The sequence below is a fragment of the Cobetia sp. SIMBA_158 genome, assembly GCF_046566945.1.
GTDB classification, from domain to species: Bacteria; Pseudomonadota; Gammaproteobacteria; order Pseudomonadales; family Halomonadaceae; genus Cobetia; species Cobetia amphilecti.
Window position 1 is genome coordinate 1 of record NZ_JAWJYL010000008.1, and the last position, 12,120, is coordinate 12,120.

The 12,120-nt window shown below is 60.6% G+C and carries 11 protein-coding genes; 2 read left to right on the forward strand and 9 right to left on the reverse strand.

What is annotated here, in order from left to right; all coding sequences use genetic code 11:
- Positions 1–200 precede the first annotated feature (200 nt).
- The 9 genes from R2R70_RS12790 to R2R70_RS12830 form a co-directional block, all read right to left on the reverse strand.
- Positions 201–1,697, reverse strand: coding sequence for a helix-hairpin-helix domain-containing protein (locus R2R70_RS12790; RefSeq protein ID WP_410978203.1), 1,497 nt, complete (start codon positions 1,695–1,697; stop codon positions 201–203).
- A complete protein-coding gene (locus R2R70_RS12795) occupies positions 1,694–3,877 on the reverse strand; it encodes a protein phosphatase 2C domain-containing protein (RefSeq protein WP_410978204.1) in 2,184 nt (727 codons plus the stop codon). The genes R2R70_RS12790 and R2R70_RS12795 overlap by 4 nt, the downstream gene beginning before the upstream one ends.
- Positions 3,874–4,935, reverse strand: a complete 1,062-nt coding sequence (locus R2R70_RS12800; protein WP_410978205.1) for a TerY-C metal binding domain-containing protein — start codon at positions 4,933–4,935, stop codon at positions 3,874–3,876. Before R2R70_RS12800 ends, R2R70_RS12795 begins: the two co-directional genes overlap by 4 nt.
- A gap of 9 nt (positions 4,936–4,944) precedes the next feature.
- Positions 4,945–5,592 (reverse strand): vWA domain-containing protein, encoded by a 648-nt coding sequence (locus R2R70_RS12805; RefSeq protein ID WP_410978206.1) that lies wholly within the window; start codon positions 5,590–5,592, stop codon positions 4,945–4,947.
- Positions 5,593–5,603: 11 nt separating this feature from the next.
- Positions 5,604–6,248: a vWA domain-containing protein gene (locus tag R2R70_RS12810; RefSeq protein ID WP_279832856.1), complete on the reverse strand. Its 645-nt coding sequence runs from the start codon at positions 6,246–6,248 to the stop codon at positions 5,604–5,606.
- 49 nt (positions 6,249–6,297) lie between these two features.
- Positions 6,298–6,720, reverse strand: a complete 423-nt coding sequence (locus R2R70_RS12815; protein WP_410978207.1) for a hypothetical protein — start codon at positions 6,718–6,720, stop codon at positions 6,298–6,300.
- Entirely contained in the window at positions 6,720–7,493 is a 774-nt protein-coding gene (locus R2R70_RS12820) for a carboxypeptidase-like regulatory domain-containing protein (RefSeq protein WP_410978208.1), read from the reverse strand. The genes R2R70_RS12815 and R2R70_RS12820 overlap by 1 nt, the downstream gene beginning before the upstream one ends.
- 303 nt (positions 7,494–7,796) lie before the next feature.
- Positions 7,797–8,468: a hypothetical protein gene (locus R2R70_RS12825; protein WP_410978209.1), complete on the reverse strand. Its 672-nt coding sequence runs from the start codon at positions 8,466–8,468 to the stop codon at positions 7,797–7,799.
- Positions 8,469–8,505: 37 nt separating this feature from the next.
- Complete coding sequence (locus R2R70_RS12830) at positions 8,506–9,708, reverse strand: TerD family protein (protein WP_410978210.1); 1,203 nt, start codon at positions 9,706–9,708, stop codon at positions 8,506–8,508.
- Positions 9,709–10,607: 899 nt separating this feature from the next.
- Between R2R70_RS12830 and R2R70_RS12835 the strand changes: the two genes are divergently transcribed.
- A complete protein-coding gene (locus R2R70_RS12835; protein WP_279832847.1) occupies positions 10,608–11,072 on the forward strand; it encodes a tellurite resistance TerB family protein in 465 nt (154 codons plus the stop codon).
- A 14-nt stretch (positions 11,073–11,086) separates the two neighbouring features.
- On the forward strand, positions 11,087–12,091 hold the full coding sequence (locus R2R70_RS12840) for a TerC/Alx family metal homeostasis membrane protein (protein WP_410978211.1): 1,005 nt from the start codon (positions 11,087–11,089) through the stop codon (positions 12,089–12,091).
- The last annotated feature ends 29 nt before the right edge of the window (positions 12,092–12,120 follow it).

The window sequence follows — 12,120 nt, forward strand, 5'->3', positions numbered from 1 at the left end:
TGCTGAGTTCTGAGTATGACATGAGCGCAATACCTTACAGGGAAACTCAGGTGTTGCACTCAGAATCTGCGGCCAAGCCCTTTTGCATACTCGAGGTTCCTCACGCGATATCGTGCCGCCAGATATTGCCCTTTGTGTAGCTGATAAGCGAACGATGTCCATTACGCGTTTCACTGGATAACTTGCTCCGTGTGGGTAACCTAGCCCCCGACCATTTGTATCAGCAGCAGTCGACTCCCCGGGGACGTCCCGGTCAGCAACTGCAGGCCTTCCTTCAGCTCAATCTGTGAGCCCACCGGGAGATCTTCGCCGCTCTGGACATTACGCAGGGACGGCATCCTCTCGTTGACCAGGAACCAACGGCCCTGATGCTGCACGAAATACCCCACGCGTGAGCGGTGCTCGGCCGCCAGCCGTTCGTTCGGTGTGATCGTGCGGTCGATGTGCCATGGGAACAGACTTTGGTTGGAGTACACCATGACCCGGTGATTGTCGGGACGGTAGCTGTCTCCGCGCTTCGAATACAGGTTGAGAATGGGGAGTTGGCCCTCGTAGGCCGTCCCACAGAATGGGCACTCTGGCGCCATCATGTTGTTGAACACGTACCACCCTTGGGCACACTCGCTGTTCTGGCAGGGCTGGATCAGATCCACCGTCTTGATCAGCGCGGCTTCCCATTCATCCGCACTGGGCCGTTTCTTGGGTGCATGCAGCCCCTCGATGAAGGCACGATCGAACAGCTCCTTCAGATACGGCCCCGCCACGGTGTACGGGAGCGCCTCGGGATCTTTCCAAGGCAGTTCCGTCGGCTTGGCCTCTGCGGGGTTGGCCCGATTGGAGTCATCTTCGGGATGCTCCACGAACAGCGCCCGCTCGCCCATCGTCAGGCGTTCGTCCTCACCGGGCTCCTGGGCATGCACCTTCCGGCCACGCAGCGGATGGCGCAGCAACAACAGGGTGTAGACCATGACCGCCAGCGCATGCCGATCTGTGTAGATGCTCGGCAGCGCGCGGCCGGGGTCGGTCTTGTCCAGGTGACTGGTGGCCACGACTTCCGGGGCAATGAAGTCCGGCGTGCCGACCACTTCCGGCGGGAACCGGTCCGGCACGACCAGACCATCCACGTCGATGATGCACACCTGGCCGCTGGTGGGCGCCAGCAGCACGTTCTTGTAGCTCAGATCGCTGTGCGCCAGACCCGCAGCGTGCAGGCGACGGATCGCGCGCGACAGGCGCAGACACAGCTGCAGGTAGGATAGCCAGTTACCACGCTCGCGTTCATCCAGGAACTTGAACTGGTTGTTGGGCGCCGCGAACCACTTGCCCTCCTTGTCCTTGCCGCGGATCTTGAGCATGTCGTTGTTCAACGAGCCGTGCTCGAAGAAGAAGTGATCCCGGTAGAACGGAGCGACGACACCCACACGGCCATTGTGCTCCACGGTGGCGGTCGGCCAGCAGAACATCTGATCCCAGTAGTCACCACTGGCCTCGCCGAAGATACGCTCCCGGTACGGCCCGGTGATCATCTGCAGGCGCTGGCGTGATGCCTCATCCAGCTCTGTCCGATAGAAGGCCACCACGTACTTCTTGTCCGGCGAGGCATAGACGTCCTTCATGCCACCGGTGGCGATGATCTTGTCGCGGAACTGTACCTGCTCCCCATGGGATGCCATGAGGGTCACGATAGGCTCACTCATTGATCAGACTCCTTGCGCTGTGGGTCAGCAGGCTCACCTGATTCGCGTTCCGCCTCCTCTACCGGGGCCACACTCTCCTCATGGAGCTCATCGGCCTCGGTTGTTTCCTCTGTCGCAGATGGCCCTGCCGGCCGCTCAGCAACGGCTGGCGATGGCTCGGGCGCCTGCTCGGTTGTCGTGGGGTCCGGCACCATCAGCACAGCCAGGGTCCGGTCGTCATGATGGCCGGCCTTGAAGAAGTCCAGGTACTGCACCAACGGGTCCTCTGCCACCACTTCCGGTCGGGCTGGATCACCCAGAACCGGAGCGAGAGTGTCGAACATCTCCCACCACTGACGTGCATTCTTGAGATCGTTGTCAGAGTCAAACAGAGGGTCGGTCACGCCATCGGTCGCCAGGACCAGAGCGTCCAGCGCGGCAAACCGGTGGATCTTGATCCGCGGGTAGAAATCCTCATCCGGCGCACTGAAGACCTTGGCATCGAGGAAGCGCGTCTGGCCGGCGTGGGCTCCGCCATCGACGTCGTTGAGCAGCTTGCCGCCCCGGCCACGGGTCAGTGCCGCGATACCGCCATCGCCAATCCCGAAGGTGATGACCAGACTGCCCCGCTCCGTGTGCTTGTGCAGTGCCAGAAGTGTCGTGGTAGAAAAGGCCTTGGACGACACTCCTGACTCGCGCGCGGCGGCGGCAATGGCTTGGTAGCCCGCGTGAAGGCCGGTCAATACGCTGCTATGCAACGCCTGGTTGAGCGACTGCCGCATGGTGCCGTCACCATGCTCAATGAACTCGGTGGCCGCTGACTCCAGTGGGCAGTCGTCCGTCTCGAGATAGGCCTGCAGGTGATCGCCCGCATGGATGCAGATCAACCGACTGCCCTCTCGCGACAACCCACACGACCCGGCACCATCCGCCACGATCAGAATGTGCCAGCCCGTCGCGGTGGCACGGATCAGACCATGATCGTCACGCTGCAAGCCCTTATGGGCGTGTGAGCGACCCCGCTGTGATGCCATCTGCATCCGCCAGCCGTTCCCGGCCACAACGCGATCCACGTCGCAATCTGGCTTGGCATAGGGCGCGTCAGGGTCAGATGGCAGATCCTTCCAGAGATCCCGAGGGTTCGGAATGACCGCCAGCTTCAGCGTGAAGCGAACCGTCAATCGACCATCCTGGGTATGGCCATTCACCCGCACCTCAGTATTGCCGGCCGGGCCGAGCGTGCCGACCAGCCGGTCACCTTCAATGCTCAGATCATTGCCGCCGGCAGACTCCAGCACGAAGTAGGCACCTTCGGGTGCCGGGGTAGATGCCAGATCGCCCAGCTCGCACTCGTAGGGCTCACCTGATCGACCATTGGGGATGTTGCATCGGAAGTCGTTCACGGCAGGCTCCTTGGTGGCGGTCGAGACTGAGGGGACATCGCCGGGCGCCAGTGGCGCGGGGCCGGCACCATCCTTCGGCGAAGTCGCCGTCTCCACCAGGAGATCGGGCAGCTCGAGTGGTTCGGGTGACGCAGGTGCGGGCATATCGGCCAGGGGCATCGGCACCTCTGCTGCAGGATCGACATCGTCGGTCGCCTCTGGCGGCTGCGTATCAGGCTCAGCACTGACGCCCGCTTCCTGTCGCCGAGTCACGTCCTCTGTGGCCACGTCACGATTGTCATATGACAACGATCCGTCTGCTTGCTCGTGACGGTCTGGCGCAGCACTGACACCCGCTTCCTGCCGCCGAGTCACGTCCTCTGCCGCCACGTCACGATTGTCATATGACAACGATCCGTCGGCTTGCTCGTGACCGTCTGGCTCTGGAGTTTCAGTCTCAGCGCAGGCGGCGACTTCTGGCGGCTGTGTCTCAGACTGAACGCTGGCAGACGCTTCCAGCGCTTCAGGGTCGGGGGCTTCACCAGCGCCATCATTGTCATATGACAATGGTTTCTGCTTGTGGGCATTCTCTTCCAGCGACGGATGATCGGTGTCATGCGCCTGGGCATCCGGGCCATTGCCCTGATCTTCCGCCACGTGATTCAGGTGGTGCTGAAACTCTTCTGCAAAGCGATCCACCATGGCCACCGCATCGGTGTGGTACAGCAACCGCTCCAACTCCTCCGTGCGGATATAACTGAGCCGTCCGGTCGTCAACAGCGCGAAGATCTGCGCGTAGTAGTCTTGCGAGTGCTTCATCCCAGCCCCCTGCCAATATCAAACCCGTCTGAACTGCCGGGACCGAAGTTGACCTCCATGTCACACCACGGGCAGGTCTGTTCTCCGGGGCCATCGCAGCACATCAGGTGATCGCAACGCCCCAGCGCGAAGGTGGTCGCCGCGCCGCAGTGCGGGCATGGCGCCACCCCTTCCAGCTGATTGGTGTTCACCTGAGTGGCGGGCGCCGTGCGCTCTGCCGTCCAGTCGAAATAGTCCTCCTCGAGGCCATAGCACCCTTCCAGCCCATAGACGCCCGTGGCGGCCTGGCCGCCGAAGCTGCCCAGCACATCCGGCATGTCCAGCGCCTGGTACTTGAGCAGATACGGCTTGCGGCTCTTGCTGCAGCGGCCCGTCAGCACCACGACCTGATCATCCTCCGGCGGCTTGCCCTCGCCCGCCTTCAGCAAGGAGATACCAGCATCACCGGCCTTGGCCAGCGAGATGCCCGGCGCGGCTGATCCGGCATCCAGCGCCTGGCTCTGGGCAGCGACGGATGCCGTTACCCACTGAGCGAACCGCGCCAACTCGTCCCCGCCACTGCCTTCCAGTGACAGCACATCGTCGGTGAGCTGCTGCAGCACCTGGGTATCGGCCCCCTTGCCGAGAGTCACGGCAATCAGGTGCGCGCGGCTGGCAAAGTGTTTCCGCCAGCGACGGATCGCGCTGTCAGTCCGGTCTGTCGGGCGGCCATCGGTCAGCAGGTAGACGATGGGTTCCCAGTCACCCCGCTGGTGCGCCGTGGTCTTCTTCACCTCGACTTCAATGCGCGTCATCACCTCATCGAGAGCTTCCCCGAGGGCAGTGCCGCCCCCCAGGGGCAGACGCGGCGGGTAGAAGGACATCAGCTCGACCAGCGGCACAATCATGCCGGCGCGGCCGGCAAAGGCGATCACCGAGATGTGCACGGTTTCCAGTGCATGCGGATCCTGGCGCAACTGGCCCACGATGCTTTCCATGGCCTTCTGCAGCTGCATCAAGGGTTCCCCGGCCATCGACTCCGAAACATCGACGCAGAGAAAAATCGGGAGGCGTCTCATGTGAGCTCCTTACAGGACGACTTGGACTTCGGCGGGCGGCGGCGGCAGCGTGATGTCTTCCGGCGCGCCACTGGCCTGCTGGCCGCTGGCGGTGGCCGCGATCGAGGCGGACACCCACTGGAAGTAGGTGGCGAAGCTGGAGCTGTCCATGGTTTCCAGACTGACCGTCTGGGTCGCGAACTTCTGCAGGTAGTCGGTCTTGGCCTTGGGCCCGGCAGCACAGGCAATGACCTCCGAGAACTTCATGCCTTTTATGCGACGCACTGCCTCATCGAACTCCATGAGGTCAGACGGTGAGCCATCCGTCATCACGAACAGCATCGGCCGGAAGTCGCCTTTCTGATCGGCGCTGGAGACCTTCACGTCGCGGTCAATCAGATCGCAGACATGATTCAGGGCTTCCCCCATGTGCGTGGCGCCTGAATTCGGCAGCTCGATATCTTCTACCTGCGCCGTTTCCAGCGGCTGCAGCGGCACCAGATCCTTCACCTTGTTATCGAAGGTGACGATCGACAGGTGCACGGTCTCCAGCGCATAGGGGTCTTGACGAAGGGCGGTCAGCAACGCTGACAGGCCAACATTCACTGACTGGATGGGCTCGCCGCGCATGGAGCCGCTGGAGTCGACCAGCAAATAGATCGGTAGACGTCGTTGCATGGTGACCTCGCTCAGTCTTTGGACAGGTTGATGACGTTGATTTCCTTCGGCGGCGGCGGGAGCTCGCCGCCCACGTCCCCACCACCGCCTTCGATGTTCTGGCTGGTCATCGAGACGCTGGCGGACACCCAGGCGAAGAAGGCGCGGATGGATTCGGCACTGTTGCTGTCCAGCTGCACCACATCGGTGGCGAACGACTTCAAGTCATCGATGCTGGCGTCCTTGCCGGCGGCACAGCCGACCAGCTTGGCCAGACTCACGCCCTTGATGGCCTTGATGCCCTTGGTCAGGGTGTCGGTCGATGCCCCGTCGGTGAAGACGAAGACCAGCGGGCGCCAGTCACCCTTGGTGTCTGCCGTGGTCTGCTTGACCTCGGCCTGAATGCGCTCGGCGGTCAGCTTCAGTGCAGCACCCAGCGCCGTCATGCCATCCGGCTTGAGGGACGGGGCCTGGAAGGTCATCAGATCGGTCAGCGGAATGGTCTGGGTGGCCTTGCTGCTGAACTGGATCACCGACAGGTGCACGGTTTCCAGCGCGTGCGGGTCCTGGCGGAGCATATCGACCAGCCCGGCCAGTCCGTCATTGACGGCCTTGATCGGCTCGCCTGACATGGAATACGAGGTATCTGTGACCAAATACACGGGGAGTCGACGCATGAATCACCTCATTGTGAAGATGCGGCGCCGGGAGTGACGCCGCGGAGTGTCATTGGTAAACGGATTGCCACGGCGTGTAGCCGTCGGTGTCCGGGATGCCGCACTGCTGGTCATCACTGATCTTCTGCACAGCGATGTAGCGGCCCCAGGATTCGGTGTAGAGATCGAACAGCAACGTATCGGGCGGCACATCGAAGCCGCGCTTCTTGAGCGTGCGCCGGACCTTGCCATTGCCTACCTTGACGTCCCATTCCATTGACGAGCTGTCCATCACCGGCTTCAGAAAACGCAGCACGCCTTCGAAGGTGCTGTGGGCATACTGGAGCGATTCGCAGGATTGACCCTCGTACTCGAGAGGGCTCACGTACTGGGGCAGCGGGTCGCGGGGGATCAGCACGGGACTGGGGATGCCCGCGCAGCCGGTGAGTGTTGTCAGGATCAGTGCACTGGAAATCAGAGAGAGTCGAGCCATCAGAGATTCTCCAGTTCAAGGCAGTGGCCTTCACGTACCCATTGATCGCTGGTAAGAGCCCCGACGGGGATGCGCGCGGCATGGATGTACCGCACCGTGTCCTTGTCCACCTTCTCCAACCCATAGTGGTTTTGTAGGGAGCGGCTGCGGCCGATATCGCTATCGTGATTCTTGGCCATGTCCGACAGGGACAGGTTGGTGCTCTGCCACGCCGAGAGGTAGGCATAGTTCTCGGAAATATCCGTGGTCACATTGAACAGGTAGTGGGATTCCTGCTGCAGGGATTGCGCCAGGGAGGAATACACCTCATACAGCGTGGTGTTCTCCAGCAGGGTTTCGGTACGCAACTGATAACCGTGATTGCTGATCGAGTCACCACCGGAGTAATACTGCGTGTTGGCGCAGGAAAAGCCGCTGCGACGCGCCAGCTCGACATCCACGGCCACCGTCCCCGCCTTGACCGTCAGCGGGAAACGCTTGGTCCGGTAGCCATCCGCGCTGACCATCACGTCATACCGCCCCGGCGACAGCGAGATACCATCGCGGTACTTGGGCCGGATGTTCATGATGCGCACCGTGGCATCGGCAGGCGACGTTTCAATGGTGAGCTTTCCTCGGGTGGGGACTGCCTTGGCACGGGAGCTACCGGCCAGCGCTGCGCCGGTCGACGCCGCTCGAATGCCGGCGGCCTGTGTGGGGGCAGCGGCTGCGGCCTCCTGCAACGCCTCCTGTGTGATGTTCTTGGCCACCTCGGTCGGTATGACACTACCCACATCGTTATCCCCGAAGGCTCGCCCCCAGCGTTCTGCTACCGCTTGAGAGAGATCCTGCCCTGCCTGGACAGCGGCCTCCGCCAGCTCCCGGCTCGCCCGCATGAGTCCTGCCCCTTGCAGCAGTGGCGACACCGCCAGAACGCTACACAGCAGCGCCACCTGCCGCTGCTGTCTCGTGAGAGGTAATCCCATCCCTGTCGTCCCCTTGCGAAAGTGCAGCTCCCCTGTAGAGCCGCGTCATTGTTATAGGAAGCGCCGGGGTAGACGCCGAGTAGCCTGATCAGCAGCTCGGCGCCCTCCCCGTCATACGTACTCCATGAGGAATTCCGTGGCCGTTGAGTAGATCGTGATGATCTTGCCCAGACCGACAACCGCCAGAATGGCTTCGGACTGCCCTTCATACGCCAGAATGGCCATGTAAAGCGGGGCGATGACGAAAGGTGCCAGCACGACGCCCGTCACCAGACGGCCGACATTGGTCCGGTAGCGCTCGCTCTTGTCTTCCAATACCGCCTTCTTGAATTTGCTGATGGCCTTGTGGATCGCGACCAATACACAGAGAAGCGCGCTCACCTCCAGGAGTACGAACAGCAACCCTTCGGTGTCGATGCCCTGTGCGCCCAGCACCTCCGTGGAGGTATCGAGTACCCAGCAGGCCACGGCGAATTCCGTCACTGAGCGCCCGACGCTGGTGTGCTCATCCAGTAGCCCTGACCAGAGACGGAAGAACCACAGGGCGGCCAGCGCCACGATGACGGCCTTGATCGCCACCTTGAGGCCATGATGCGGGTGGAGGATTCCAGATGTGCTGCTCTCGATGAACGTGGCCAGCCAGAACATGAGGCCCAGCCGCCATCCTGTAGACAGGAAGACTTTCCCCCAGGCGTGCTTGCTTTCCGGCTTGTAGAGAAACCGGCAGGCAATGAACCAGAGGATGGCGAGAAAGATGAGGGAACCCGGTGTCATGGAGCTCATGAAAGACCCTTGTCTGTCGTGGTTGAAGTGATAAGGGTCACTTGCGGGCGGCTGACCAGTTGAAGCCGAAGCCATAGTGCTTGTCGGCCTGCTTGTGTCCCGGGAAGTAGTTCACTTCCTTGGAGATATTCAGGCTGCCGTTCTGATTGTTGAGCATGGCGATGACGCAGAAATTGCCACCGCTCGCCGCGTCAAGACGCACCTCGACTTCTGGCTGATCGGGCGCCTTGAGCAGAATGCGCCCGTTGGCTTGTGCCCAGTTGGAGGCACCTTCGTAGATGAAGGCAAAGATCATGACGCGGTCAATGTCACTCCAGTGATGGCCGTTGAGGTAGAGATTCTCACCACCGCTGGATTGGCCGGAACGGTCGTCGCCGTCGAGATGGATGTAGGGCTCACGCTCCAGGTTGCCGAAGGCGTTGCCCAGCGCCTGCACGACCCCGCCCTTGCCATTCTTGAGCTTGTACATGCAGCCCAGATCCAGATCGATCGCGCTGTTGCCGCCGCCAAGCAGGCTCTTCAGCAAACCACCGCTCTTGCCGTTGCCCTGCTCCCAGTTGAGATTGACGTGAATCTTGCCGAAGGAGCTGGATTTCTTCTCAAGCGAGATGGTCTCGCCTTTCTTCTCCAGCGTGATCTTGCTGAGATTGATCGGCTTGGAGGCAGGCGCTGGTGCTGGCGTCGGCTTGGGAGCGGGTTTCGGTGCGGGCTTGGGGGCTGGCGGCGTAGCGGCAGGAGTGCTATCCCCGACCTCGATGCCGAAGTGCTCGGCCAGTCGCCCCATGCCGCCGGCGAAGCCCTGATCCACTGCCTTGACCTTCCAGGCCCCATTGCGACGATAAAGCTCCATCAGCATCAGAGATTTCTCAGGCCGGTTACCGGACTGCCCCTGGAAGGCCACCTGCTGACCAGCGCCTTCCAGGGTAAAGCCGTAGCCTTGCGGCAGGACCGACAGCCCCTGCTCAACCGTGAAGACAAACACCACTTTTTCGACATGGGCGGGGAGCTTGGCCAGATCCACATCAAACCGACTGCCAGACACCTGGCGTACTGCGCCGGTCGGGTGAGTCGGCTGATTGTAGAAGATGAAGTCGGCATCCCCCCGGGCCTTGCCGGACGCGTCCACCAAAATGGCGCTGGCATCGAGTGTGGCAGTGCCGGCGTTGTTGACCGTCAGATCAAAAATATACTGTTGACCTGTCAGCGCCGTGTTCTGTCCGGAGACCAGTGTGGTTCCCATGAATGAAGCTCCTTGTCACGTCTGAATATGCGGTATCCCGGTCGGCAACATGACTATCCCGCCCAGCCACCACTGTGAATAGCGTTTATCTAGTGTGTAATGCGCCATGAAGTGCTGAGAGTGATGCAGTATCAATTTCTCAAGGCTGACTACATATTAAAAACAACATTCCCGATATTCTACAGTTTATTCTTTTTCACCAGTCCATAAAAAATCCACAACATGATTGTGGGAGCGCTGGCGATAGAAAGGAAGGATATTTGTACCTGTCATAATGAACATCAGCCCCTTGCTGAAAACGACGACGAAACGCTCCTTTCTATTATGGGGACGCTATTGTTGCGGAAAATCGATAGCTCGCCTGCTATCGATTTTCCGCTCGGTTGCCGCTGCCTGCCAGCACGGGATGGCGGCCCGCTCGCGGGAACAACGGGGACATGGATAAGGTGAGTCAGGCAAGCCTTTGAGACTCAGTCGAGAAAAGAGAAAATCTCAAGGAAGACAAACGCTTGAATCAACACCTTCCACTCCCGGCACTGATGGACCATTTACCTCAGGGACGACACAGACTCCCTTGCTGGATGCTCCGCTGCGGCCACCCGCCCGACACGCTGCTTTCGCACCTTCGTTAAATCAGGGATTAATGGCCTGCAGTCCCCGCCAGACAAGAGAAGGAGATCAAATACTGTGCAATCCGACACGGAGCAGGATGCTGTTCACCTGACATTCATCTTACTTGTGAACACAGTACATTTATATTGACCTTCATCGCTTGTTCTACCCCTTGGAATAGATTGCCGCTTTTTTGTTTGAATCACCGAATATCGTATTGCCAGGCTTCGGTTTTACGGTACCCTGTGAACGACACCGTGAGTCATACGCTAACAACGAGGTGCAACATGCTGAACTCAATCGTCTCCCGAGCCAAAGAGTCATTCAACTCACTCAAGACCGAAGCCAAGAAATACAAGTCTGAAAGCTTCCTGAATGCCGCCATGGCTGCCAGCGCCATGATTGCCGTCGCCGACGGCACCATCTCCCGGGAAGAAAAGCAGAAGACCATCGCCTTCGTGCGCAACCATGAAGCGCTCAGCATCTTCGACCCCGCCGAAGTCGCACGCAAGTTCAAGACCTACCTGGATTCGCTCGACCCGTCCAACCCGGATACAGACCCCGATCTGGCAGAAATCACCGCGCTCAACGACATCGGCAAGGTCAAGAAGAACGACGACCAGGCCCGCATGGTCGTGCGTCTGGCGATCGCCATCGGTGGCGCGGATGGCGACTTTGATGAAGACGAGAAGGCCAAGGCTTCTCTCATCGCGCGTGAGCTGGGTCTGGCACCCGCCGATTTCGGACTTTGAAGGGGTAACACCGCATGGACTTTGGATTTCCCGCAGAGGCCGTCACGGTCTTGCTCGTGGCAGTCGCAGCCTCGGTCTGGGTTGACCTCTTCTCTCACCGTAACGCTGAAGAGGTGACGTTCAAGAACGCCCTCGGCTGGTCGGTTTTCTGGGTGGCGCTCGCGCTGGCCTTCTACGGGTACCTGAATGTCCGTTACTCCGAAGAGGCCGCGAGCCTGTTCCTGTCTGGGTACGTCCTCGAGAAAGCGCTCAGTGTCGACAACATGATGGTCTTTGTCGCCATCTTCGCGTCTTTCGGCATCAAGGGAATCATGCAGCACCGCATCCTGTATTACGGGATCATCGGGGCACTGGTCTTCCGCGCGATCTTCGTGGCCGCCGGGACCGCCCTCTTCGGTGTCTCCCACTGGATCGAGCTGCTGTTCGCCCTGATCGTGCTGTGGACCGGCGTGAAGATGTTCACCGCCAACAGTGGCGATGAGGACTCCACGGAAGACTTCTCGGATCACTGGTCGGTTCGCTGGACCCAGAAAGTCATTCCGGTCTTCCCGCGCATGGTCGGCAAGCAATTCTTCGTCGGTAGTCAGCAGGCTGATGAAGTCGCCACCCGCGAGGGCATGACGCTGGCACAGAAGGCCCGTGTCTACGCCACCCCGGCACTGCTGTGTCTGGTGTGTATCGAGATCTCGGACATCATCTTCAGCTTCGACAGCGTGCCGGCCATCGTGGCCATCACCCAGGAGCCCTTCCTGGTCTACGCCTCTGTCATCTTCGCCATCCTCGGCCTGCGCAACCTGTACTTCATGCTGGCGGCAGCCGCGAAGTTCCTGGTGCATCTCGAAAAGGCTGTGGCGCTGGTGCTGGTGTTCATCGCCGCCAAACTCGGTGGCTCGGCGCTCGGCCTGTACCACATCGACCATCAGATCAGCATGGGCGTCGTCCTGGTGCTGATCCTCGGTGGCGTGCTCGCCAGTCTGGTCTTCCCGGGCAAGGAAGATGCCCAGACGGATCAGTCATAAGCGTTCCGGTATCCCCGCAAGGGGGTACT